The following is a 26,958-nucleotide window of genomic DNA, read 5'->3' as shown; positions in this document are numbered from 1 at the left end:
GAAATTACGCTTCTATCTCCATTCAACACTGGAATCATAGACCACCATTTCAGAACTATCTGCTAAAATTAATGCCTTTAGCTGAGTTAATGGTTCCTTATTAGTGTTTTCAAATATTTCCGCATGATATATATTACTTTTTGTTTCCGGAATTACCGCCATGGCATTGTCAATACAAACACTTGCCTGAACTTTTACTAATCCCTTGAATCTCTTTTCAAATCTGTTTTTGAATGTTTCAATAATAGTACTTTCTCTTCTTTCCCCATCCCGATCTACAGAAACACCGTCTTCCTGCTTAAACAGCGCTGATGTCGGATGCCCATTATTATCTACCGTATCTGGCTGTGACCGTTTTATGACTCTATATAATATTTCTTCTCTCTGTACTACTGTTTCCATAAAACTTTTCTACCATCTCCTTGATCCGTTTTTCTTCCGCATCTGTGATTTCTATCTCCTCAGCCTCTGTGTAAATTCGTTTAGGTACAAATAAACACATTGTTTTATGTTCAAAGATTTCAAATTCCAAATAACTTTTATCTTTCAACTCATATTGAAACTGTATGCTTTGTCTCCCCGTCGGATAAATTTGTGGTTGAGGCAATAATATATTTATGATTTTTTTACATTTATCAATTAATTCAGATGAAAAAGGAGCCGCACCATATCCATTCCAATCATATGGCAACTCTTTTATTTCATCCAATCTCCTGATACTGGCAATTACGTCATTATTCATAAAAAGCATTCCATTTCTATTGTCATAAATTAATATTATGGCAGATTTCTCACTCTTGCTTATATTATGAATCGGGAACCGAAAGATATTCTTTTTATCAAAAAACATATCCCCATACATATTACTTTTGTTAGAAGTACTATTTTCTTTCAAAAAAGAAGCGTCATTTGATAACCGCACACAATTTGTTCCTACCATTACTCCTCATTCTTTCCCTTGGCAAATATTTTAAAATTCCCCATATCTATTCCATCTACAATAACTTGTGTAGAATATACACCGGATTTTTTGAAATCAACATTCTGAAGACCAGCCGCCACGTTAATTCCCAAATATTGTTCCGGAAGGTTACTATTCTCATCTTTTTTATAGTCCAGTTTAACATTATCAATTGAGGTTATTATTTCGTTTTCCGGATTTTTGAATTTAATCGTAACTTCATGCTCCCCTTCAGTCAAATTCAAAAGTGTAAAATTGATAGAAAAGGAAAATAATCCTGGTATATATTCAGGGGTTATTGCAGTCAGGATTCCTACAATATCAGTCCTTCCATCTGCCGTATTAATATTTAAACAATATAAGAAATTTTTAACTTCAACCATAATTTCCTCCAAATCCAATAACCTTCGCTACAATAACTTTCCATTTCAAATAAGTCGCTTATGTATATTATAACGAAAAGATCATAGCAAAGCAAGATATTTCGCCATAATTATGTCATCTATTTTCACATAGAAAAATCCCTGCTTCCTTCGTTATATAAAAACCATCCTCTGTCTTCTCTTTCACAAAAGAGCGAAACTCTGTATACCGCTCTCCGATATACTGTGCCTGGTTTCCATGACAGGAGAGAATATAAGAAATTAAAGCTTCTGCCTCCGTTACCAAAAGACTATCTTCATATAATCGCCATTCTACCTCTTGAAAACACTTTTCTAAGATTTCGCGGCCATTTTCCATACCAAATCTTTCGTAAAGCCTGTCTGCCGACAAAACAATCCGATTATCAAATTCCTGTACAAGAAGGCTCACTTCTTTCATATGCCGATTTCCATATGTGCTGCAGACAAAAACTCCCCCTTGTTTCAGAACTCTCTTTACTTCCCTGCATACCTTTGGAATGTCCTGACAGTAAAAAAGCACGTGATTTGCTATCACAATATCAAAAGTTTCAGATTCATAAGGAAGCTTATGGCAGTCAAATGCCTGGAAAATAAATCTTTGATCTTCTCCGCCAAGCTCTCTTCTTGCATCCCGGAGCATTCCCTCTGACACGTCAGAAAGAGTAATTTCTACTTCATCCGGGATATTTTGCATATTACTTTTCCAAAGCGCGCCATCTCCACAGCCAATTTCCAACACCTTCATTTTAGGTTTCAAACCAAGCTGATGAAAAATCCAAGGAAACCATCCCTGCTTATTTTGAGAATACAGGCTATGCAGGCTAATTCTGGCTGAAATATTTGAGGCATTCTGATACTGCTTCTTCAGGCTTTCTTCCATGCCTGTTAAGTGAATCAGATTCAGCATCCTATTCCAGTCCACTGTGTGCGTCGCCCGGACTTCTTCTTCTGTATCTTGAATAGCCCTCTCCATGAGCTGCATCTTCTCAATACGGTCCTGAACCAGCTTCAGCTGAATATTTAAAGAGTTCAACAGAAAATGATAATCTGCATCCGCAAATGTCATTTCCCGGATATCATCCAAAGAAAAGCCTAAATATTTCAGCAGGAGAATCTGCTGAAGCCGGGCAAAATCTTCGTCTGTATAGAAACGAGCCCCCGCTTCTGTCACAAGCGAGGGCTTTAAGATATTCTGTTTATCATAATAACGGATTGTCCTTAGAGTAACGCCTGCCATGCGGGCAAACTCTCCGGAAGAATAATAACCTGGTTTTTTCATTTCTGCTTTTTCACTTTCTCCAATGATTTTCTACCCATTTTGCTCTATAATGATTTTTTTCACCATGTTCCTGCCAATTTGGTATTCTTCAAATATTTTATTTATTATCCTCCTGTTCTTACTGCACATTTCCAGTCGTTCTTCCTCTGTCGGAAATCGCTCTGCCAAAAAGTCTTCTACAGATAAATACTCCAAGCCATATTGTCCAAAATCACCAATATGTACCGTTTTCATAATTGGTATAATATCATACTTAATATAATCTATTATCTTGGTAGGACAAGCAACCTTATTAACAACAATATCATCTCGAAGCACAAAACCATATTGTGCGTTGCCATACGCTTCTTTTAATTCTTCTGCAGTTTTAGTTGTAACTTCCCACTTTTTCGGAATTTCTCTATCTCCCCAGAGTTTCATAAACTCATCTGGATTAGAAACATAAAGATGATATTCACATTTATCTCTATTATTATAAATCGCATCTTGCATTTCTGGTATCAATTGCCATTTCTGAAGTCCACCCGAATAAATAACTCTTGGCATTTCAACAATTTCTTTCATCTGTTTTATTTCAGATTTATCTGTTTGCGTTGACATTAAATCAAGATTATTATCATCATTATTCATCGGCATAAGAATAAACTCTGACTTACAGCCTGGATATTTCGAAAGTATATGCTCTTTCATTGCCTGATTCGCTATTATAATATAATTGCTATTATTTATTAACTCTGCTTCCTGCTTACTATAGTATTCCGCTTCTTTCTCCATCCCCATAAAAGCTAACTCTTCAGGAACAACACCATGAAAATCATAAAGCTTAATAATATTTCTATCTTGTGCCACAGACAACATCGCTTGGTAAACACTGTGAATATAAACACTCCCTACCAAATGCGCTATTATTGTAACAAAATCACAATGTTGCTTTTTTAAATCATTGTATCTTATAGATATATAATTTCCCGACTTTTCCGAACATTCCGGCAACACTGCATTCACTACACTTGACTTTGCAATATAAATTCTAAGCATTCTGTCTCCTAGTAAGTCATCTATATTTTTTATTCGTCTTGCATAACCGTCAGGCTGGTCCATCATCTCATAAGGCGCAAAAACACAGATCACTTTACGCTCAGTATTTTTTACTTCCAGAATCTTTGATAAAATCTGCATGCATCCTTGATATTCCGTCAATTCTACCCCGAGAGAATTTATCTGTTCTTCCCCTTCCGCCTGCATTTTCAACACTGCTTCCAAGGGATCTTGAGACTGTATTCTTTTATCCGCTTGACAACAGATATGTTTTAATACTTCTCCTGTTTTTTGGATTTTTCCGATTCCTTTTTGCCCTTTCAAGAAATGATAACCTTCTACGGCTTTATATGCTTTTGTATTACGAACATCGTTCAAAATTTTTGTTTGTTCCCGAATATTTAGTTTAATTGCCTCAGTCTCACTATTTTTCATTTTTTGTATACCTCTCCCTCCACTCCATAAGAATTTTTACAATTTTTTCACTTGCATGACCGTCTCCATATGGGTTCTGGGCACTGCTCATCCTTAAATATTCTTTAGAGTCACGCAGAATGTTCTTTAGATTTCTTTTAATTTGCTCTTTATCTGTACCCACCAACTTCAGACTACCAGCGGCCACTCCTTCTGGTCTCTCTGTCATATCCCGCAATACCAAAACCGGTTTCCCCAGCGAAGGAGCTTCTTCCTGGATCCCTCCACTATCCGTTAATATCAAATATGCTTTTGCAATAATATTATGAAAATCAATTACATTAAGCGGACTCACCAGTTTAATCCTTTTATGATTTCCTAATATCCTATGTGCTGTTTCCTGTATAATTGGATTCTTATGTACCGGACAAACTACTTTTATATCTTGCTGTTCATCAACTATTGTTCTCACCGCTTCAAAAATATTCTCAAGTGATGTTCCCCAGTTTTCTCTTCTGTGTGCTGTCAACAAAATCATACGGCTTCCAGCAGCCCAGTTTAAAATCTCGTGATTGTAATCTTCCCTTACAGTTGTCTTAAGTGCATCTATTGCTGTATTTCCTGTAACAAAAACTAACTCTTCTTTCTTACCCTCTTTTAACAAATTGTCTTTTGCCGAATTTGTTGGTGCAAAATATAAATCAGAAACTATATCTACAGCTTGTCTATTAAACTCTTCTGGATAAGGCGAATACTTGTTTCGCGTCCGCAATCCTGCTTCCACATGTCCAATTGGAATTTTTTCATAAAAACAAGATAATGCTGCTGCAAATGTTGTTGTAGTGTCCCCATGCACCAAAACAATACCTGGTCTTTCTTTCCGTATTACATTTCGAATTCCTTCCATAACAGCATATGTAATATCATACAATGTCTGTTTTTCTCTCATAATATCCAAATTGTAGTCCGCTTTGACATGGAATACATCTAAAACCTGTTGCAACATATCCTTATGTTGCCCAGTTACACATACACAACATTCTAAGCCTTCACATCTTTTAATTGCTTTAATAACCGGACACATTTTTATTGCTTCTGGCCTCGTTCCAAATACAATAACAACTTTCATCTTCTGTTTTATCCTTTCACTCTAGGCACTACGCTCATACTAAAATCTGTTTTATCCAGAGTTAAATTGAGATTATAGTATGGATCCCCATTTTCCAATATTTTCGACCATCTTTTATGAAATCTCTCTATCTCCGACTGAAATCTCGCTATTTTCTCTGGAGTATCTTCATACCCCCTTGACTTTGATTCATAATGTATAAGTTCAGCATATGGATTATAAACTATTAGGTAGCCCGCTTCCCGAATTTTCAGACACAGATCCACATCATTAAATGCAACAGCATAATTTGTGTCAAATCCCCCCACTTCTTCAAAAACACTTCTTTTCACCATCATACAAGCCGCTGTGACAGCGCTATAATCTTGTGTTACTACAATACGATACTTATATCCCGGATTATCTCCTGGCATATCAACAAAAGCATGTGCCGCGACTCCTCCCAAGCCTACTATTACTCCTGCATGCTGAATACTTCTATCCTCATAATAAAGTCTGGCTCCTACTGCACCCACATCTTTTCTCATACAATATCCCAACAATTCTTTGATACAATCTTCATTTATAATTTCAGTATCATTATTTAAAAATAGTAGGTACTCTCCCTTAGCTTCTTCCACTCCATACATATTGATTGCTGGGTAATTAAATCCTGTACCACTCCAATACACCACTTTAACTTTTGGAAACTCTTCCATTATTTGTTTATAATAAACAAATGTATCCTCCTCCATACTGTTATTTTCTACCACAATGCATTCCAAATTTTGATATACATTTGTTTCGAATAGTGAACGCAGACATTTATTCAAATCTTCAATATGGTCTTTATTGGGAATAATAACAGAAACTAATGGTTCATATACCAATTCGTATTTTGATCGGTAAACTCCTAAATGTTCTGTCCCTACTACTTGGGCTTGTACTCCTGTTCTATTATAATAATTTTGAATTGCTTGCTTAAATATTTCTTCAAATTCCGTCCTCTTTTGCGGAGATATCTTCTTTGAATAAAGTATTTTGGGAATATGGAAAATTTTTTCTGTCTTTTCAATACATCTTAATAAATAGTCATATCTTGCCGCCGCTCCCAACTCTATATTCAGCTCACCTACTCTTTGATACAATTTCCCACTTACAAGGAAAAAATCGCCAATATAATTCATGCTACAGAGCATGTCTTTATTAAAATCTGATTTAAAGTTTGGCTCACTATGATTCTTTCCATGAAAATCAATTTTATCTTCATCGCTATATATCACTTCAGCATCCCGATGTATATTCATTAATTTTACTGACTCATATAGCGCATCAGGGCTAAGAATATCCCCAGCACTTACAAAAGCAAACCACTCTCCCTGTTTTTCATTCATCAGTGCTCTTTCTTCTTCAAATACATATGCTTTCCATCTAGGATAAGATTGTTTTCTCAATGCTTTATGGGTTTTATAGATATCCGTTTGCGAAGCCTTACCCGTAAAGATGAAAATAGAAATCAAAGGTAAATATTCAAATTTTTCATTTTTCTGTTTTTTTAGATTCCTAAACGAAGGACGATTTCTACGATACCATTCTTTATAAGAAATTTCTGTTCGATTTGTAATTTTATCCCATATGCGTTTCACTACCGCCTGTATTCCATTTTTTTGATAATAAAGTTTTACTTTTTGGATTACTAGTATTGATTTCGAAAAAATTTTTTCTATATTTGTTGGTTGAAGTATACATATTTTCTTTGACGCATTTTCAACAGAAACAATATGAATAACGACCTTTCGCGGAACTATTTTCTTGCTTTCACACGTAGCGATAAACCCTACCACCTCATCTTCCGTACACTCTGGGAACTTTTTACAAATGTCTGGTCTGCGTATTTTTTCTATATGCATCTCCAAATTCCGTTCCCCTTGGTCTTGGAAATTCATCTCTACATCACCTTTGTTGACATACCATCCACGTAACCAAAAACAGCCCTGCCCTATCTCTGTCTTATCGATAGCGCAAGGCAATTCTTGTAACTTTTTTTCTATTTTATTTATAGGAAGATAGCATACTTGTTTTCTATTCCCTTCTTCACATTCGATAATACGAATCCCCTTTTCTTCTCTCCAAGTATCTGGAAGTGTAATCCATAGATAATATTGTTTAGTAATTGGCATACCACTACTATTACGCATAGAACCATTTAAAAATTCATGCTCTTCTATTTTACTTGGAAGGCACTCTTGTCCAAGTAAAATAATAAGTTTGTTTTTTCCCATTTGATTCCTGCGAAAATAACCTGTAACTAATAGCTTCCTTTTGTTATTCACATGGAATCTACATGAAGTCACAAAAAACTTATTTTTCATATCCTTCTCCTCATTTCATCCTACATTCAGTTTCCCTGATTAAATAATTTTGACAACCACTTCATAAACAACACAATATATAACACAAAACAAATTGTAATAATGAATGTTTCCAAATCAAAACCATGTCTCAATGTACGTGCAACAAGGACATCATTTGCATAATAGACCGATACCACACTGCTTTCATCACATTCTTTTACTTGTATTTTAAAAATATAACTTTCCCCCATACACCCATTAATTCGATCGAATTTTAGGTGAAAAAATTTACCTGATTGTACATCTTCCAAAGAAATTTCTCCTTGTGTAATTTCTTTCCGAGTGTCTTTATCAAGCAAAGCATAATCTAAAACTATTTTATTTGTATTCCCCGATGCATCTAACTTAACCGCCATCCCATCTAAATACTCTTCTGCTGATTCAAATTCTTGTTCTACCACCCCACTCTTTGTCAAACCCACCGCATTATAATCACTACTGTCAATATTACTATCATATATATCTGTCGTCCGATCAATCACAGCATAAATCATTGCCAGCGCAACAAAAAAAATACTTGCCAAAAAGATCATCATTTTTTTCTTCATACTTTATATGCTCCTAATTAACATTTATGATGCACTATATATCTCTGCTATTTTCTCTGCCTCTCCAAACATTTTAACACAGCCCTTTTCCAGCCATACAATCTTATTACAAAGCATTTTTACTTGTTCAATACTATGAGAGACAAAAAGCAAAGTTGTTCCCGCATCTAACATCTGCTGAATCCTAGCCTGACATTTTTCCTGAAAGTGAAAGTCTCCAACAGATAGTACTTCATCTACAATTAAAATGTCTGGTGTACCTATTGTAGCAATCGCAAAAGCAAGTCTCGATACCATACCTGATGAAAAATTTTTCACAGGAACATTCATAAAGTTTTGCAACTCTGAAAAATCTACAATATCTTGATAATGTTCTTCCATCTCTTCATGAGAACGTCCTAATAACGCTCCATTTAAAAATATATTCTCTGAAGCAGTTAAATCCATATCAAATCCTGCGCCCAATTCAATTAAAGGCGCAACATTCCCTCTAACTTCCACACTCCCCTTAGTTGGCTTTAATACTCCCGCTATTACTTTAAGCATCGTACTCTTTCCACTTCCATTTAAACCTATCAAACCTAAAGCGTCTCCCCTTTGAATGGAAAAAGAAACATCTGACAGTGCCCAAAATTCGTCATAAAACAGCTGCTTTTTTAATGTTTTGATAAAATATTCCTTAAAACTATCAACCTTCTCTGAAGCCAAACTAAATCGCATTGAAACATGATCTACACGGATAATATCTTGCTGATTCATTTTCAATTCCTTTCTATATATTCAAAATAAATTCATCTTGGTTTTTATAAAAAATATAGATTCCTAAAATCAAAATAATAATCACCTCGACAAATCCGATAAACACTGAAAATAAGGATGGTAAAGTTCCATAAATCATAAATTCCCGAAACATCATCAAAATATTTGTAATCGGATTTAATAAGACAACTTTTTCTAACCACGAAGGTAAAATCGACATTGGATAGATAACCGGTGTTAAGTACATTAAAGCTGTAGTAAAGACCGAATACAAATGCATAACATCTCTAAATTTCACTGTCAGCGCAGCCAAAATCATTCCCGCTCCTAAAGAAAAAAGCACAATCAAGGTCAAGGGAATTGCTGACAACAATACTGTGTAATGCAATCGTACTCTCATTACTAACATTACACAAATCAAAGCTGTAAAAGATGCTAGTAAATTAATAGCACTTGAAAAAATGCGAGATAGTACAAACATATATTTAGGAACATAAATTTTACGAATCAAGGGACCATTCGCAATGATTGCAGACATTGCATTCGTAGTAGACTCTGAAAAAAAATTGAAAATAAGCTGGCCACTTAACAAATAGACCGGGAAGTATTCTATATCAAATCGGAACAAATTAGAAAATACCACCGATAGCACAACCATCATCAATAGGGGATTCAAGATTGTCCATAAAACTCCTAATAATGACCGTCTATATTTTGTCTTTATATCCCTGGCTATTAATTCATTTAATAACGGCTTATACTTTTTAAAATTCTGTATATATATTGACACTATATATCCTCCGCAATCTATGTCTTATGTTTAGAGACGTAATCCAAAATTTGTTTCTGCTAATGTTAAATTTGAATTATAATATGGATCGCCTTTCAACAGAAAATCATACCATCTTTCATGGAATATTTCAATCTCTCTTTGAAAACGGCGAATCTTTTCTTCTGTATCTTCCTGTCCTCTAGATTTTGACTCATAGTGATACAATTCTGCATATGGATTATACAGAATTAAATATCCTGCTTTCCGCACTTTTAAACAAAAATCAATATCATTAAATGCCACTGCTAGTTCAGGATTAAATCCTCCAACTTCTTCAAACACTTTTCTTTTTACCATAATACATGCTGCAGTTACAGCACTGCAATCACGAGCAATAATTGTCCGACCAAAATACCCCGGAAATTCATTAGGCTCCCCTGCCGCCTCATGTCCTGCTACACCCTGCATTCCTACAACTACACCTGCGTGCTGAATAGTACCATCTTTATAGAATAATCTAGCGCCTACTGCTCCAACGTCTGAGCGTCGACAATATCCCAAAAGCTCTTCCAGACAGTCCTCATTAATAATCTCTGTATCATTATTTAAAAACAAATAAAAATCACCCTTGGCAAACGTAACTCCAAAATTATTAATAGAAGAATAATTAAATGGGCCATCCCATGTTACAATTCGTACTTTAGGATTCTTTTGTTTTAATACGTTATAATAATCAAAAGTCTCTTTCTTTTCACTGTTGTTTTCAACAATAATAAATTCTATATTTTTATAGGTCCCTTTTTGATTTATCGATGAAATACATTTATCCAAATCCTCAATATGATCTTTATTAGGAATAATAATAGAAACCAATGGTCTTTCATCAAAATCATATTTACTTCTATAAATCCCTAAATATTTTGTGGATGTCACTTTTGCACGAATCCCAACACGATCATAATGGGCCTGTACTGCTCTTTTCCCCGCTTCAAATGCATATAATTTACTTTCTGGATTTTCTGCTGTAGAATCTCTATGTGCTCGCCAATGGTAAAGCACTTTTGCAATATGTTTCACCTTTTTAGCATGCTCTACGCATCTCAACACAAAATCATAATCCTGCGCTCCATCAAACTCCCCCCTCAACTTTCCTGCCTGCTGATACAATTCTCGTTTCACTACTGTAAAATGGCAAAAATAATTAGTTCCTCGTAACATGTCAATATTAAAATCCGACTTAAAGTGAGGCTGAAAAAATTCTTTACCATCCATAGACACCTTGTCTTCATCTGAATAAATCATATCAATTTCAGAATCTTTATTTATTGCTTTTATACATTCATATAACGCATCTGGAGTCAACTCATCATCATGATCCATAAATGCAATCCAATCACCTGTGGCCACTTCCAATGCTTTATTCGTATTATCTGATATCTGAAGCGCTGTCTTATTACTTACCACTTTTATTCTAGAGTCTCTTTTTATATAATTCTTTAAAATGTCAGTAAGAGGAGAACTATCGCCACTTCCATCTGAAAGGCAAAGTTCCCAATTAGTGTAACTTTGTTTTTCCACCGATGTAATCATTTTTTTCAGATATTCTTCCGGTGTTTTATATAAAGGTACTACTATAGATATCTTAGGTTGTATCGGAAAAACTGTATTTTTCTGTTTCTTTAATTCCTTTTTAGTTACAGCCTTTTGTTTTCTCCAATAATTATAAAGATCTAAGTCTTTTCTCTGAAGCTTAACGATTGCTCGCTCCATCATATTAGTCATTCCAAAATCCTTTGTATATTGATAGGTTTTCTGACTATACTCTTTTACTTTCTCAACTCCTTTCTTTATAGTCGAAGGTTCAAGAATCACACTATAATGTCCTTTTCTTTCTCCATCTTCCAAATAAACGGTTGCTCTTTTAGGGATTTTCCCCTTATAAAAAATTTCAAAACAAAAAATTTCAGATTCTCGACATTCTGGAAACTGAAAAAGAATATCAGCTCTTCTTTTTCTCTTTATCTCAACCGGTAGTTTCCTCTTTTTTTCATCATATACCTGAATTTTCACTTTATCCAGTTGTATACACCATCCACGGATTTTAAATCCGTCTCTCGTAAGCTTTCCTCCTTCTATGTATTTATCTAAACGAATCTGCTTTTTCTTCAATTTAGACCCTGAAATTTTATATACAGTCTCCTCTTCTCCTTGAAAACAATCTACTACTTTTAATACTTTAGCTCTTTCAAAATTTTCTGGCAATGTGATCCAGACAGAGTAAAACCAGACTGGTATATTTCCATCCTTTTTAGGAAATAATGCTATACCAGTATTGATTTTCTTTTCTATTTCTTTGGGTAATTCTTCATTATCCAGCAAAATTTTTAGTTTATGCTTTTCAGCGCAAGATTCATCTTCAAACCAACCACGTACTAAAAATCTACTCCTATCTTTTGCATGAAATCTGTAACTATCTATAACAAACTTTTGCTTCATCATAATTCTCCTATACTTTATCTGCTAATTGCTGTCAATGTAAAGAAATATATTGTCATACATTGCAAGTATACCATAAATAAAACTAGATAATAATCTATATTTTTTTTCAAAACTAATACATTATTTTCAAACACAAGTAATGCCAACGGTAAAATCGGCAAAAAATATCTCCCTTGTATACCTATTATTTTTGCAGAATCTATCGGTGTCCAATTTAATGTAGCCACCATTATTAAACCAATTGTAGCTAGAACAATAAAAATAGCTTCTATCTGTATCGCTCCCGAAATTCTTCTTCCGACTTCCTGTTTTTTCACAAGGCTTAATAGGATAACCAGTATAAATCCCAATATAATTATATTAGGAATTTCCACTTCTAACCAGCCTAATGGAGAAGCTATCATTTCTGATAAATAATGATCAAATTCTCTTTCAAAAGTTCTATAAATCACCAATATTGTCCATTTTATATTATGCAAACAATATGATATAGACATCTTTTCCACAGTCCCAGCCACTTGTTCTCCCACTTCCACGGTATATGAACTAATTGTAGCTATTCTTGTTGCCAGTATAGTCCCTATGCTTATTATGGAAATCCAAACTCCTCCCAAAACCTTCCTTTTTCTCCCTCCAAACTTATAGTTAGGTATTGCAAGAGCCAAAACAAATATTGGTAAATAAACTAATTTAATTGATGCTATAGCTATTGCTAGCCCTCCAAGCAAAATCCAATCAAACCATTTAATAGGTCTCTCTGTTAAAATAAAATTGAGTAGATAAGCAATCAAAAAGAAAGACACTCCAAATAAAACAGAATCATAGTTATAAGAAACTATCTGTTGCATAGTCATTGGAAGTAAACCAACAATCATCAAAAACATCTTCCCATATGGCATTAGCTTGACAGCCCAAAACATTATGAAACAATACCACAATAATGCAAATATTCTTCCCATTAATAAAAGCTGCTCATAATTAAGAGACAATACTTCCGCTAACATTACTCCTACTATTTGCGGGAAATATCCTGGGTGCAGACTCTCTGTAATAGGAGCTCTTGTCACAACTTCTTCATCAGTACTCTCTGAATGGCCTAGTGCTCCTTCCATAAATTGAATATATGTATCTGCTGTTGCCTGGCGTTTATCTCCCCCCCATAAAGCATCAGAGGGCAAAACTACCTTCCCTTCACTGTTCAGCACTGATTTTCCCAAAAACCTCTCACTCTTTTCATATACTGTCAAAAAATGAAGGCCTTCATCCGGAGATACAAATGGTGGAATAACAAAAAGATAAATAATTCCCATACAAATTGCCAATCCCACAAACATCCTTTCAGCTTTGATACGTTTTATATACATAATCCCAACTAAAGAAAATAATGCGGTCATTCCTATATACAATGCAATAAAGAAATATTTTAATGTTCCGTGATTACCATTAAGAATTTGAAATGGTATGATGCCATCCTGCTGTTCTCCATTTATTTCTAAAACCGCATCTTTGGCTTCACCCACACCGCTAACGACCATGTTCGGCTCAACTTCTCCTATATCCGTCACCGAGACAGCAATTACATATCGCTCGCCCTTTTCAACTTCTACTGTTTCGGGAAATAAAAAACAGAAAAAACCTCTAGATTTCATTTCCTCCAAATTGTACTCCCATAATTCTATGACATCTCCACTTCCTTCATTTTGAAGCGTAACATGTAAAGCACCCTGCATAGCATTATTTTCTGCGTTTAAAAAAATCGAAAAGCCAGTAATCTCATTATTTGGCATTGTAATTGTTTGTTTGACTTCCTTATTTTCTGACAATGTAAGCAACTGTTCATTTTCTTCATCTTTAAGAATGCCACCCTGAAAAATAACCTTTGGTCTTTCCATAGCTGGCACCCATTCGTTCCGATATGCAAAATACATAGAAATCGAAATTAATACCCATAAAAAAAGTACTATAATCACAAATTTCTTTTTTAATATCATTTTGACTATATCTTCAAACTTTTTATTCTTCACGATACACTCTCCGTCACACTAATTCTCTTTATCTGATTTCTTCATATCATTATCTATCTTCCGATCAATAGCAATCTGCTGTGCAAGGCTGTCCACTTTATTTTCCAACGCTGAAATCTGCAATGTATTAAAAAACAGCTTTACGATTAAAATAAAAATAATAACCAGAAATACCATATTTACAGCCGAAATAAAGCCCAAAGCGTGTGCAATCCAGGAAACAATCCCCGGAAACAGCCCCATCAGAACAAGAACAGCTGAAAAACCAATCCAAAATATTGTATATTCTATTTTTAACTTTGACTGCCGAATCCTCTTTACCATAAAAGCAAGCAGTATTACTGCACCTACAATAAGCAAAACCCTTATATATACTGACATTTTTATCCTCGCTTTCTGAAATTCTGTACAAATAAAATCGACATCAGCATCTTCGTCATATATTTACAGGAATTAGCAAGATTCAAATAACTTTCTCCCGCTTGACGTTCTTCCATATATACAGGAACTTCTGAAATTCTGGCTCCATTTTTAAGAAGATAGGAAACCGTATCAGGCTCCGGACCATAATTCAAGTTCTGTGCAAATTCCTTGATCATATCTCTAGAAAACATACGCATCCCCGAAGTCGGATCGGAAACTCTTTTCCCTGTCGTCATTTTAATCGCCACCGTAATCATCTTACTGCCGACCATTCTTAAGGAATTTCCCTTCTTTAAATTTACGAATCGTGAACCTATGACAATATCATAACCTTCCTTGATTCGCTCCAGCATAGGCTCTATAAATTCCGGCCTGTGCTGACCATCTGCGTCAAATTGAATCGCATAAGAATAGCCTTTTGCATAGGCATATTTTAGTCCCGCCTGAAAAGCTCCCGCCAATCCCAGATTGACCGGAAGATTTAAAAGCTCATAACCTTTCTGACGACAAATATCTGCCGTACGGTCTTTTGATCCATCATTAACTACCACATAATCATATTGACTATACTTTTCCCGAATAAATGTCACTACATTTTCGATATTTTCTTCTTCATTGTATGCCGGGATAACAATAAGCAAATCACTCTTCATATCCTGTCCTCTTCGTTTCAAACTGTAAATCTATTTTATATAAGCTTCAAAATCATGATATATTCGATCTTTTTCTGGAGGAAGCTTCATATAATTGCCATACATTTTGGTAAGATATTCTTTATATCCAATAGGAATTGGAAATTCTCGATCTCTAAATTTTACATATACAGCTTTTTCAAATACACTCTTGGAAAAAAATTCTTTATCTGCCACAGGCCAGATTCTATCTCCAATATAGGTACCGCGACATGGTGTAACAAGATCTACAATTTTTTTGTTCCAATATCTGTAGTCTTTTCCCGGGAACAATATACGATAACACGTTTTCCCAATTGCACCCAACACTTTCTTTTTTCCTGTGGTTAAATTGCCCGCCACATAAACCTTATTCATAGTTTTATAAAAATTATGTTTCCTCATAATCCTACGCAATTCTTTTTTATCATCCGGCCATACATCCATAGGAAATATATCCAGCCATACTCCCAGCAAAAATCTATGCTGTAGATCTTTTTCATAAACAATAGTATTTCTATTTACTATCTTCATAAAAGGATATACATAATTATCATCAAGGGGCAGACAGAACTGCAGTTCCGGCCTTCCTTCCAGAGTTCGTGAATCTTTCACTAACTTAATCAGTTTTTCATAGTCATCCCTCAGCATGCAGATATCAATATCGTCGTCCCAGGGAATAAAATCCTGATGACGAACAGCTCCAAGGCATGAACCTCCGCTCAAAAAATATTTAAGCCCATTTTTTTTTGCAAATTTATCAAACTCTCTCAAGATATCGTATTCAAGATCCTGTATTTCTTTATGGCTAATTCTCCGTTTATATTTATTCATGATTATTCTCTACCTCTGCTACCACTTGATATCTATCTTTAATTTATTAATCATAAAACGATATACTGACAAAAACAATCTTAATCCATGCATCTGGTATATCAGCTTCATAATCCATAGTTTCCAGTTAGCAAATCCGTTCTTTACCATATAAGAGAACCGTAGATATTTTGATTTCTTCCAGAGAGGAAACTTTTGATTTAAGATTGCGTTATTTTTTTGAAATATACTCTTTAAATCCAGCGTTTTATCACATGATAATCGAAAATTCAACGAAATACCTAAGTGTAAAAAAGCAATAGTGTCAAATAATGATAACATATCTGTAGCGTTCTCTGCATATATATCACGCACTTCAGTCAAAGCACAGTATATCTCTTCAATCTGTTCTAGTTTCACTGTATTTATTGCAGAATTTTGATGTACCATATAACAAATGAGACATTCTCCCGTATACGCAACTTTTTTTACTTTTGGATATAAAAGTAACTGAAACACAATATCCTCCCAAATTGTCGGAGGATTGGCAATCGTTTTCATACTTTTTATTAAATCTGCTTTAAATATCTTGTTCCATACCGCTCCATTGATGCTAATAAGCTTTGCAGGATTATTCTTAGGCGAAAATGCATTTTCTTTTTTACACATTTCTCTTGAAAATACAATCCCAGTTTCCATATCCATTCTTTCAAAACCACAAATTGTAATATCTGCGTCATAATTTATAGCCGTATTAAGCATAATTTCGGCATAATTTGGTTTTACATAATCATCTGCATCAATAAATCCTACATATTTTCCCTTTGCTTCAGTAACTCCTTCCAGTCTTGCTTTCCATACTCCTTCATTACATTTATCAATAACCCTTACCTTGTCGCTATATTTTTCTTGATACCCTTTAAGAATGTCTATTGTATGATCGGGCGATCCATCATTCACACATATAATTTCAATTTCATTTATGGTTTGCTTTAAAAGTGAGTCCAAACATCTAGCCACATACTTCTCCGCTTTATAACAAGGCACGATAACACTTAATTCTACATTCATATAAATAATATACAATCAATACCTCTAATTGATTGTACAGTCTCCTTTCCAGTCTTTTTCTATTATAGCTAACTATATAGCAAAAATCAAATCAAACATATTGACTTTCACTCTTAAAATGTTTACATTAGTTATACGAAAAGGAGAGAGTATTATGTTTGATCATTTACAGACAGTTGTGGCTCCAAGACTTCGAAGCCTTTTAAGGGTATTATCTATTGGCCATTTTCACAAAAAACGCATTGTTTTTTTCAGCTACTTTGGCAGACAATATTCTTGTAATCCAAAGTATATTTCTGAATATATGCAGAAACACTATCCTGACTACGAAATTGTCTGGGCTTTTAAACAACCGCAGCATTTTAAATCTTTGGAGAAAAGAAATATTAAGACCGTAAAATATTTATATCCCAGATTTCTAAGAATCTGTCTGACCTCTAAATTCATTGTTACAAATTCAGAAATCCCCGCCTGGTTCCCCATTATGAAAAGGCAGGTATATATTAACACCTGGCATGGGGGCGGCGCATACAAAAGAGTCGGGGCTGCTTACCAAAAAGAAACCCCTGGAAAACAGATCCGCGCGGAAATTGCCCGAGAAATGCCCTGCATTTATGTATCCAGTTCAAAAGCCTTTACTGATTTAACTATTCATCAGAGCTTCCACCATTACGGGACTATATTATCCTGTGGTATGCCCAGGAATGATATGCTTGTCAAACAAAATCGTCCACAATTGGTCTCCAAGATCAAGACATACTACCATTTACCCCAAGATGCGCATATCCTCTTGTATGCGCCAACATATCGTGACAGCAAAACCGCATCTGAATATCTGTTCGACTGTTCTGCCATCAAAAAAGCTTTAACTGAACGCTTTGGCGGGAACTGGTATTTTATGTTTCGCATGCACTATTTTGTTATAGATCAGTTAAAGGACAAAGCCGAATACATCGATGCTTCCGCTTACCCTGATATGCAGGAGCTCCTGTATGCTTCTGATGTTCTGATTACAGACTACTCCTCGTCCATGTGGGATTTTGCATTGACTGGAAAACCCTGTTTTCTATATGCCACAGATCTTAAATTTTATGACATGAAGCGGGGATTCTACTCTGATATTCATACCTGGCCCTTCCCCCTGGCTGAAAACACAAGTGAATTGGAACATTGTATCGAATCCTTTGATTCCGAAAAATATAGTACAAATGTTAAGAAGCATCTCGCAGATTTGGGAAGTTATGAAACAGGGCATGCCTGCGAATATATCTGCAAATTCATTACTCAAAATAATCAATAAGATAATATAACGAAAAAACATACCCTTGGAACAGATTATACTAAATTTGTTCCAAGGGTATGTTTTTATTTCTTTTTCCATTTTATATTCAATATTAAGTACAAAATATATCCCCCTATAACTGATAAAGGCACAGATAGTGTCAATAGTTTTTCGCAAAATCAAAACCTAGCCGTTTAGCAGCCGGTAGTCAGCCGGCTATGATATCAGACAGCAGATTCTCTTCTGGTTTGAAAAGATGATCCATATTCATATAGCGTCTAGCTCCCCAGCTGGTTGCTGCTACATGACGCAGTCTGGCACATACGTGTGCGTGGTAAGGTGATTTTACAGCCACAGGGTAAGGAGTTTTTTACATGACGCGGTAAGAACTTTTTTACATCATGCGGTAAGGAGTTTTTTACATGAGTTGGTAAGAAGTTGTTTACACCGTCCGGTAAGAACTTTTTTACATCCTCTGCGGCGAGTTTTATCACAGGAGGAGTCAGCAGTTCATCCGATTTTGTATACTGTAAGCAGTGCACAAGAGAGGAGACCTTTATGCTGACAAAAACAAAAATGCAGGAAATACAGGATTTAAAACTGCAAGGTTACACAAAAGCTGATATTATCAGATACTATGAAGCGCAGGGACGCAAGCCTCCCAGCCGGCCCACAATCAGCAAGTATTATGACATGGATGTGCTCCCGGATGATCCCGGCGCTAAGCTCGCAAAACCGAAAACCTTTGATGCGGAACCTTTCCGCAGTACGATTATCAGGATCCTTGAAACAAACAGCGGAAAAACGTTCTGTATGTCATCAGTTTACGATGTTCTGGAAGAAAAATTCATCGAAAACGGAGACTATGAGAAACTTCCCGGGAACCAACAGACGCTCCGGAACTACATCCATTATCTTGAGGATTCCGGACAGATCAACAGGGAGCCTGAGCACCGCCGTATCTATGATTATGTTTTTGACACCCCGCCCGGAGAACAGATGCTGATTGACTTCGGTGAGGAGACTCTCTCAAAAACAACGCATATCCATTTCATGTGCCTTTTGCTGCGTTATAGCCGTTTTTTATGCGTCTATGCACAGGATCACAAGTATAACTCGGAAGAGGCCTGTAAGGCGATCTACCGTAGTTTCTGCAGGCTTGGAGGGCGTCCTAAAGAACTGGTCATTGACCAGGACGCCGTGTTTGTCGCCAGTGAAACCTATGGTGAAGTCATCAAGACCAGGACCTTTGAAGATTTCTGTACTGAACAGGATATCCGGCTCTGGGTGTGTAATAAAGCGGATCCGGAAAGCAAGGGACCTATCGAAAACTCTGTCGGGTTCGTGAAGAAAAACTTCTTCAGTGCGCGGAAGGTCACCTGTATCGATGATGTATGGCGTTCCCTGCCCGGATGGCTGGAACGCAAGAACCAGCGGATCCACCGTTCTACCTTACGGGTCCCAAAAGCAGTCTACGACAGCATTGAAAGGTCAGCCATGCGGCCTCTTCTTCCATCCGTGTATGAAACATCTCCGAATACATTCCGCACTTATGAAATCGCGGCAATACCTTACGTCCTGTATAAATCATGCAGGTATTCGGTTCCACGTGATTATGCTTTCAAAACGGTACAGTTCAAAGTTGTCAGTGGGAAGATCCACATTTATGATGACCAGCTGAACTATATCTGTTCCCATAATCTCAGCGAGAGGAAGGGAAGTGTTAATCAGCTCCCGGAACACCGGAAACAGGACTCCGGAGACTGGATCGAGATCATGGAGCGTCTCCGTGGGAAATGGAACTGCTATGACTTCCAGCACTTCATCAATGGTGTGAAAAAGGAAAATCCACGGCATATCTCCAAACAGCTTCGGGCAATTGAACAGTTCCTTGATTCTGAGAATCCGGATAAATCCCTGGTAGCGCAGGTGATGAAGGAATGCTGCCAGAAATACCGGTATCAGTTCTCACAGTTTAAAGTTGTTTACAGTCTTGCAAAAGCCGGCCGGGAACTGACCACAGACGACTGCCGTGCCCAGGTTCCATCCGGCAGTGTCAGCTACACGGATCTTTCTGTTTATGCAAAAGCCTTTCAGGAACGCACAGAAAGGAAGGAGGCTGCTGCTCGATGAACCGTGAAATCTTAAAAAGTATGGATACCGGCCATATCCCTGTACAGCGGCTCACAGCGTTGCTCGAAACATTTACCTTAAAGCACGCGGCGCGCATGCTTCCGGATCTTCTGGAAACTGCGGATCTGCAGGACTCCTCCTGCAGGGAATTTCTTCTGGCCGTTCTTGAGACCGAAGTCAAAGGGCGGAATGAACGGCGTCGGAAGCGTAACTATTCCGCGGCGCATTTTCCACCAAATATCCGGCCGCTGGAAGAGTTTGATCCGGAAGAGCTGGAGTCAGGTATCACCCACGCACAGCTCTCCGTTTTGAAAGAACTGTCCTGGCTGGACAACTGCGGAAACCTTGTCTTTGCGGGGCCTCCGGGCCTCGGCAAGACCATGGTTGCCTGTGGCCTTGGTCTGCAGGCTGTCAACAGCGGCTATACTGTATGTTTTGAGAAGATGACCAGTCTGATCAAGATCCTTGATACCGCAGAGACAGAGCGTGCAGCCGGATTCCGGCTCAAAAATATCAAGAAAGCACAGCTTGTCATAATTGATGAGATCGGCTACACACCGATCAGCCGCGGACAGGCAAACAGATTTTTCACATTTATCAGTGATACCTATGAAACCAGTTCTATCATCTTTACCACCAACAAAGAGATCGTTGACTGGGCTGAGATGATGGGGGATCCGGTACTTACCACTGCAATGCTGGATCGGATCCTGCACCATGCCAAGTGTTACTCTTTCCGCGGGGAATCGTACCGGCTGAAGCACCCTGACCTTTACCCAAAGGGAGAAACAGGGATGTAAAAAACTGCTTACCGGGTAAAGTAAAAAAGTGCTTACCTTACGATGTAAAAATCTGCTTACTAAGGGATGTAAAAAACTCCTTACCATACGGTGTAAAAAACATCTTACCTAACAATGTAAAAAAGTGGTTGACATTTGCACACATACGAGCATCAAGGCACTCTGTCCATCGGGAAAAGCACCGATGGCTTTTGTACGGCGTTTAATTTCACGGTTGAGACGCTCAATCGTGTTATTGGTCCGAATCCGGCTCCAATGCTGTGTGGGAAAATCCATATAGGTCAAGGTTTCCTCGATTCCATCCTCCACCTTTTTGGCGGCTTTGGCAAGCTTCATAGACTGGAGTTTTTCCGATATCTGGAGCGCTTTTTCACGAGCAGCTTCTTTACTCTCCTGTGCATGGATTGCCTTGAGCATAAGAGCTACCGCTTTCATCTTGTTACGAGGTGTGACAGAAAATATATTTCTGTAAAAATGAACCGTACAACGTTGATATCTGGCATCTGGAAAGACTTCCGGAATGGTTTCAAGCATGCCAAGATTTTTATCGCCAATGATCAAACGTACACCAGTAAGCCCGCGTTCTTTCAGCCACACGAAGAAAGAACGCCAGCTTTCACGATCCTCTTTCATACCTTCCGCAGCGCCAAGGATTTCACGGCAGCCATCCTGACTGACTCCAATAGCAACGAGGATGGAAACATTCTGGATTTCACCGCCCCAGCTGCGTTTCAAGTAGACACCATCTACGTAAACATAGGGGTAGTCCCCGGAAAGCGGACGGGTACGCCAGGTTTCGATATGCTCATAAGCCTTTTTATTCAGGTTACTGATGGTGCCAGGAGAGACTTTCGTTCCCCATAAGGCTTCGGTGATATCCTCCACACGGCGGACGGAAACACCTGCCAGATACATTTCGATCAGAGCTTCTTCCACGGAGGATTCTCTGCGGCGATATCTTTCAATGATTGCAGTTTCAAAAGGAATGCCTTTGAGTTTTGGAACTTTCAGCTCCACTTCCCCAGCGGTAGTATGGAGATTCCGCTTATAATGACCGGAACGATATCCCTGACGATTAGAGGAACGCTCATACTTTTCAGCGTTGACTAATTCGTCAGCTTCCTTATCGAGCAGGGCGTTTAAAGTTTCTTCGACACTGTTACGGACAAGATCCTTTAAATCGTGCTTTATTAAGTCCTCATTTAGTTGTATAATCTTATCAGACATGGTTCGATAGCCTCCTTTGATAGATTTGGTTGTGGTGACTTAATTTTACCAAACGGCTATAGACCATGTCTATTTTTATGAAATTGATTTTGCGAAATTAATTATACGTTATCAAGGCACATACACTAAACCAAACGGGGTAATCTGCCTATATGCCACAAGTTCTATCCTAGTTATAAGCTAAAAACCCAAAATCTGTGAATTTTCTTCCGCTTCTACTATAGCTCGAAATGTATAAAAATCCGAAGGTGTCGTAATCTTAATATTTTCCGGCTTTCCCATCACAGGATAAAGCGTATATCCTTCTGCCTGCATCATAGTAGCTGAATCAATAAACGTATTGATTCCCTTCTCTCTGGCGTGTTCATGCGCCTTTAGTAATTCCTGATAAATATAGGTCTGAGGAGCTCTTGCAAAACGGCATTTATGCCGATCCACATTTTCTACAAGTTCTCCATTTTCATTTACAACCATAACTGTTTCTGTTGCTTCAACAACAGTTACTGCTCTTCCTTTTTCTTTTGCGGTTTCAATGTTCTTTGTAATCAGTTCACCATCTATTAATGGTCTCACACCGTCATGAATCAACACAATTGATTCCTCACCAATTTCTCCTTTCATAGCATTTAAACCATTATAAATAGATTCCTGTCCTGTATTTCCCCCAGGAGAAATCCATTTCACCTTTTTTAATTGATATTTACTAACAAGTTTTTTTAAATAATCAATCCATCCCTCAATACATACAACAGAAATCCCATCAATATCCGGATGATTTTCAAAATGCTCTAATGTATAAATTATAATCTCTTTTCCATGTAACGTAAGAAACTGTTTCGGCTTTGTCTTCGTATTCATTCTTGTACCTGTTCCGCCGGCAAAAATTACAGCATAGTTCATTGTATCCCTTCTTTCATATCTGCTATCATTCTTTTATAAGCTTCTTCTAGTCCTACTTCTGCTTTCCATCCCAAAGCATTTATTTTCCTGGAACTTAAATGCATTTTCACCGGAGGAGCATACCCATATTTTAATGGGTTGTCCGGTATATCATATATCACTTTTATTTTCCCATCCGACACTTTTTCTGCCACCAGTTGTGCCATCTCCCGTATCTGCATATGAGATTCCGAATTTACGACATTGTAAGCTTGTCCGGACTCTCCTAAGTATCCCAAAATCAGCAGCCCTCTAATCACATCTCGGGTATAACAATAATTCCCTTCGGATAACCCATCAGTATGGAGTATAATATCTTTCTCGTCTATTACACTCTTAGCAAACTGCGCATACACCCGGTTATCTGTCTCCAGAATGCCTGCCCCAAACGTCTGTGCTAACCTAGCAATAGTTACCGGGACTTGATATTCAGACATATATGCTGTACATAGACACTCACAAATTCTTTTTCCTTCAGAGTAACTACTTCTTACATTTGCCAAATCTATATATCCCAAATCCTTTTCCTCTACAAATTCTAATTCAGGATTTGAAATACCATAAGCTTCCATAGAAGATACATATACCATACCTTTTACGCTTTTTTGACGAGCCAACTTCAAAATATTATTCGTCCCCTGATAAGATACCTCTATTGTTTCCACAGGATTTTCCACCATTATTTTTGAAGCAGTAACCGATGCCGTGTGGAATATATAATCAATATCTTCTTCTATATAAATATCCTCTGTAATATCTCCTACATATACCTTAACCTCTGCTTCCTTTAATTCCTCGCCTAATATCCTTTTAGCCTTTTCTCCATTTCTTACAACAGCGATAATCAAAACATTTCCCTGGCTAATTCTATTAAAACGCACAAAAGTTTTAACAAGTAACGACCCTATAAGTCCTGTTGCACCAGTAATTAAAATGGTTTTGTTACGATAATTTTCCCAAGCAATATCACTTTTAATAATCAGTTCTAAATCTTCTTCCAATATTGAGTGCATAAATTCCCCTTCTATATAATATCTTTTTAATTTAGTTGTTAATACATCCTAAAATTCTTTCCAATTATCAAACAATACAACACGAAATACAGTCGATGCGAAAACATCCAACATATCCCAGCACTTCCCACACCTGTTTGCTTTATCATCTTAAGCATGGTATTAAATCTAAATCTTTCATCAAAAACACTACATGTTGCAAAGTATTTTATCACATCAATTCGTTCTTTTAATTTTAATCCCGCCTTTTCGGGACCCACATATTTAATTACCTGACAAATTCGCGCCGACAACTCTTTTATCCACAAATATTTCTTGGTTTCTTCCATTCTGTATTTTTTATACAAATTCCATTTTTCCAGCAGGCATACCATCAATGAATCTATATTATTTTTATTAATTTTAGCTGAAGTACTGTGATCATATCTCATAATCCAATGGTAATAAACTTTACTATTTAAAACAATCGATGGTTGATGCATATATATCTGAATCATGAAATACAAATCTTCATATCCATATTTCATATTTTCATTAAATTTAATATTATATTTTTCCAGAAATTCCCTCTTATATAATCCAGCCCATACTCCTTCCCCGGCATTATTTATTTGCTCATAAAATTTTTCAAATTTACTTGAAGGAATATAACCTGTTTGAAATCCTTTTGTCTCACGAACAGCTATCACTTTTCCATTAAGGCTGTCTGTTCTTCTTCGAGAAAAGCGAACCACATCTGCATCATATTTATCCGCCAAATAATAATTATCTTCTAACAAGCCATCCAAGTACAAATCATCATTATCACAAAATGCTATATATTGTCCTTTCGCAATTTCCATTCCTGCGTTTCTGGCAGAGCAAATACCTCCATTTTTCTTGTGAATCACGACAATTCGTTTATCTTTCTCTGCATATTTATCACAAATTTCCCCGCTTAAATCCGCCGAGCCATCGTCGACCAAAATCAATTCAAAATCACGAAAGGATTGTTTCAAAATACTGTTTAGAGTCTTTTCTAAATATCTTTCTGAATTATATACCGGAACAATTACACTTATATCTGCCATAGTTCTTTATACTCCATAGTCCTTTTATTATTTACTTAGACAGCACATATTTTAATCAGAGACCTATTTACCAGGGATATTATATACTTTTGAACGAACATAAACTTTTTAAATGTTCTTTCATACACTTTTTTTAATAATCTTATCAGCTTATTAGTCGGATGACTTTTTGCCTGCTGCTTTTTCTTATATCTTTCAATATTGTTCACTTGATTCTGAACTTTAAATTCTTTTACCATAGGATAGAGTTCTAAATTATTAATGTATACCCCACTAAAACTTAACCGCCAAATTTCTTTTAAATCTCAATACCTCTAAAACTTCTATTTTACATATTCAATATTTTTCTTTCTTATTTCCTCTTTTTCCTCTTTTTTTCGATTCTTCTGATTAGAAATAAGCTTTTTAGAATCTTTCCATCCTTTTAGCATTGCTGCAAACTTATGCCGCTTGTCCGATTCAAAAAGCATAATCATCACACATCTGATCAGCAATTCTCTTTTTTCTCTTTTCACATTCCAAACATCTGGATATTCATAACAATAATACAAAGTGTTTCTTACAATATAGTAATCTCGCATTGCCGAATGGTTATATAATATATATGAATGCTTTTTAGCCACAAATATCCTTTTTGAATGCCCGATTTCATGGATGAGAGATACATCTGAATCCTTTATAATTGCGTATCCACTTCTTATCAATTTTGCGCAAAAATCATAATCTACATAATCAATAAAAAGTTCCTCATTGAATTCCCCTACTTCTTTCCAGATTTTAACATTAGTCAACGATGCTGAAGTTATGCATCTCAATATATATTTCCATCCCGTTTCACTGTCTGATAGTCTTTTACAATTTCTATCTATAAATTTAGGTGCAATAATACCTACTCTTTCTTTATTGACATGTTTAGATAAATTTACAACAAGACTTTTCTCACAAACAGAATCCTGGTCTAATGTCAAAACCCAATCATAATCATTCTCATAAGCCCACTGCATCGCCTGATTTAAAGCTGTAGCTAACCCTAAATTGGAACTATTTTTTATCAAAACGCAATGCTCAACAACAAAATCTGCCTTTTCTATTTCATCTATATTAGAACTTCCATTATCTATAAGAACTATACACTCTGTTTGTGCTGCTGCAGACACAATGTTATCTCTCAACCGATCTATTTGAGGATTATATAATACAATAGACGCCGCAATACTTTGATTCATATTATTCACCACTCATTCAAATCAATATTACTTACCCAATCCCACTTTTCAAAGAGCTTTCTTCTTTTTT

23 protein-coding genes and 1 pseudogene are annotated in these 26,958 nt (G+C 36.4%); 3 read left to right on the top strand and 21 right to left on the bottom strand.

All coding sequences use genetic code 11. From position 1 onward, the window contains the following. Positions 1–12: 12 nt before the first annotated feature. From R2J37_RS06345 to R2J37_RS06270, 16 genes are all read right to left on the bottom strand, one after another. Positions 13–402 carry a hypothetical protein gene (locus tag R2J37_RS06345; RefSeq protein ID WP_316266717.1) on the bottom strand — a complete coding sequence of 130 codons (390 nt, stop codon included), beginning with the start codon at positions 400–402 and terminating at the stop codon, positions 13–15. Further along, on the bottom strand, positions 365–940 hold the full coding sequence (locus R2J37_RS06340; protein ID WP_316266715.1) for a hypothetical protein: 576 nt from the start codon (positions 938–940) through the stop codon (positions 365–367). Before R2J37_RS06340 ends, R2J37_RS06345 begins: the two co-directional genes overlap by 38 nt. Beyond that, positions 940–1,344 carry a DUF6941 family protein gene (locus R2J37_RS06335; RefSeq protein ID WP_316266714.1) on the bottom strand — a complete coding sequence of 135 codons (405 nt, stop codon included), beginning with the start codon at positions 1,342–1,344 and terminating at the stop codon, positions 940–942. The genes R2J37_RS06340 and R2J37_RS06335 overlap by 1 nt, the downstream gene beginning before the upstream one ends. 115 nt (positions 1,345–1,459) lie before the next feature. Beyond that, complete coding sequence (locus R2J37_RS06330) at positions 1,460–2,644, bottom strand: MerR family transcriptional regulator (protein ID WP_316266712.1); 1,185 nt, start codon at positions 2,642–2,644, stop codon at positions 1,460–1,462. Between the two features lie 30 nt (positions 2,645–2,674). After that, positions 2,675–4,117: a hypothetical protein gene (locus R2J37_RS06325; RefSeq protein ID WP_316266711.1), complete on the bottom strand. Its 1,443-nt coding sequence runs from the start codon at positions 4,115–4,117 to the stop codon at positions 2,675–2,677. Beyond that, positions 4,107–5,225: a non-hydrolyzing UDP-N-acetylglucosamine 2-epimerase gene (gene wecB / locus R2J37_RS06320; protein ID WP_316266709.1), complete on the bottom strand. Its 1,119-nt coding sequence runs from the start codon at positions 5,223–5,225 to the stop codon at positions 4,107–4,109. The genes R2J37_RS06325 and wecB overlap by 11 nt, the downstream gene beginning before the upstream one ends. An 8-nt stretch (positions 5,226–5,233) precedes the next feature. Continuing rightward, positions 5,234–7,576 (bottom strand): glycosyltransferase family 2 protein, encoded by a 2,343-nt coding sequence (locus R2J37_RS06315; RefSeq protein WP_316266708.1) that lies wholly within the window; start codon positions 7,574–7,576, stop codon positions 5,234–5,236. A 26-nt stretch (positions 7,577–7,602) separates the two neighbouring features. Next, positions 7,603–8,166, bottom strand: a complete 564-nt coding sequence (locus R2J37_RS06310) for a hypothetical protein (RefSeq protein WP_316266707.1) — start codon at positions 8,164–8,166, stop codon at positions 7,603–7,605. 24 nt (positions 8,167–8,190) lie between these two features. Next, positions 8,191–8,925 (bottom strand): ABC transporter ATP-binding protein, encoded by a 735-nt coding sequence (locus R2J37_RS06305; protein WP_316266706.1) that lies wholly within the window; start codon positions 8,923–8,925, stop codon positions 8,191–8,193. Positions 8,926–8,938: 13 nt separating this feature from the next. Then, the gene (locus tag R2J37_RS06300; protein ID WP_316266705.1) at positions 8,939–9,715 is read right to left on the bottom strand and encodes an ABC transporter permease; all 777 of its coding nucleotides are present in this window, start codon (positions 9,713–9,715) and stop codon (positions 8,939–8,941) included. A 30-nt stretch (positions 9,716–9,745) separates the two neighbouring features. Next, the gene (locus R2J37_RS06295) at positions 9,746–12,196 is read right to left on the bottom strand and encodes a glycosyltransferase family 2 protein (protein ID WP_316266703.1); all 2,451 of its coding nucleotides are present in this window, start codon (positions 12,194–12,196) and stop codon (positions 9,746–9,748) included. Between the two features lie 14 nt (positions 12,197–12,210). Then, positions 12,211–14,220 carry a DUF2142 domain-containing protein gene (locus R2J37_RS06290; protein WP_316266702.1) on the bottom strand — a complete coding sequence of 670 codons (2,010 nt, stop codon included), beginning with the start codon at positions 14,218–14,220 and terminating at the stop codon, positions 12,211–12,213. An 18-nt stretch (positions 14,221–14,238) separates the two neighbouring features. Then, complete coding sequence (locus tag R2J37_RS06285; RefSeq protein WP_316266701.1) at positions 14,239–14,601, bottom strand: DUF2304 domain-containing protein; 363 nt, start codon at positions 14,599–14,601, stop codon at positions 14,239–14,241. 2 nt (positions 14,602–14,603) lie between these two features. Continuing rightward, entirely contained in the window at positions 14,604–15,296 is a 693-nt protein-coding gene (locus R2J37_RS06280; protein ID WP_316266699.1) for a glycosyltransferase family 2 protein, read from the bottom strand. A 30-nt stretch (positions 15,297–15,326) separates the two neighbouring features. Then, positions 15,327–16,148 (bottom strand): LicD family protein, encoded by an 822-nt coding sequence (locus R2J37_RS06275; protein ID WP_316266697.1) that lies wholly within the window; start codon positions 16,146–16,148, stop codon positions 15,327–15,329. Positions 16,149–16,166: 18 nt separating this feature from the next. Then, complete coding sequence (locus R2J37_RS06270) at positions 16,167–17,147, bottom strand: glycosyltransferase (RefSeq protein ID WP_316266695.1); 981 nt, start codon at positions 17,145–17,147, stop codon at positions 16,167–16,169. Positions 17,148–17,352: 205 nt separating this feature from the next. Here R2J37_RS06270 and R2J37_RS06265 point away from each other — a divergent pair, with 205 nt between their 5' ends. The 3 genes from R2J37_RS06265 to istB all read left to right on the top strand — a co-directional run bounded on the left by R2J37_RS06265 (position 17,353) and on the right by istB (position 21,413). Continuing rightward, the gene (locus R2J37_RS06265) at positions 17,353–18,498 is read left to right on the top strand and encodes a CDP-glycerol glycerophosphotransferase family protein (protein ID WP_316266694.1); all 1,146 of its coding nucleotides are present in this window, start codon (positions 17,353–17,355) and stop codon (positions 18,496–18,498) included. Positions 18,499–19,038: 540 nt separating this feature from the next. Continuing rightward, on the top strand, positions 19,039–20,613 hold the full coding sequence (locus tag R2J37_RS06260; protein ID WP_316264354.1) for a Mu transposase domain-containing protein: 1,575 nt from the start codon (positions 19,039–19,041) through the stop codon (positions 20,611–20,613). After that, the gene (gene istB, locus R2J37_RS06255; protein ID WP_316265078.1) at positions 20,610–21,413 is read left to right on the top strand and encodes an IS21-like element helper ATPase IstB; all 804 of its coding nucleotides are present in this window, start codon (positions 20,610–20,612) and stop codon (positions 21,411–21,413) included. The genes R2J37_RS06260 and istB overlap by 4 nt, the downstream gene beginning before the upstream one ends. Before the next feature lie 132 nt (positions 21,414–21,545). Here istB and R2J37_RS06250 read toward each other — a convergent pair. The 5 genes and pseudogenes from R2J37_RS06250 to R2J37_RS06230 all read right to left on the bottom strand — a co-directional run. After that, a pseudogene (locus R2J37_RS06250) lies at positions 21,546–22,640 on the bottom strand (IS256 family transposase); the annotation flags it as partial. A 180-nt stretch (positions 22,641–22,820) separates the two neighbouring features. Continuing rightward, positions 22,821–23,540 (bottom strand): IspD/TarI family cytidylyltransferase, encoded by a 720-nt coding sequence (locus R2J37_RS06245; protein WP_316266691.1) that lies wholly within the window; start codon positions 23,538–23,540, stop codon positions 22,821–22,823. After that, entirely contained in the window at positions 23,537–24,592 is a 1,056-nt protein-coding gene (locus R2J37_RS06240) for an NAD-dependent epimerase/dehydratase family protein (RefSeq protein ID WP_316266690.1), read from the bottom strand. The genes R2J37_RS06245 and R2J37_RS06240 overlap by 4 nt, the downstream gene beginning before the upstream one ends. A 38-nt stretch (positions 24,593–24,630) precedes the next feature. Continuing rightward, positions 24,631–25,662, bottom strand: coding sequence for a glycosyltransferase family 2 protein (locus R2J37_RS06235; RefSeq protein WP_316266688.1), 1,032 nt, complete (start codon positions 25,660–25,662; stop codon positions 24,631–24,633). 323 nt (positions 25,663–25,985) lie between these two features. Next, on the bottom strand, positions 25,986–26,888 hold the full coding sequence (locus tag R2J37_RS06230; RefSeq protein ID WP_316266686.1) for a glycosyltransferase family 2 protein: 903 nt from the start codon (positions 26,886–26,888) through the stop codon (positions 25,986–25,988). Positions 26,889–26,958 lie beyond the last annotated feature (70 nt).

It is taken from the genome of Claveliimonas bilis, from assembly GCF_030296775.1.
Taxonomy (GTDB): Bacteria; Bacillota; Clostridia; order Lachnospirales; family Lachnospiraceae; genus Claveliimonas; species Claveliimonas bilis.
Note: the sequence above shows the minus strand (reverse complement) of the source record. Positions and strands in the feature narration are given on the sequence as shown.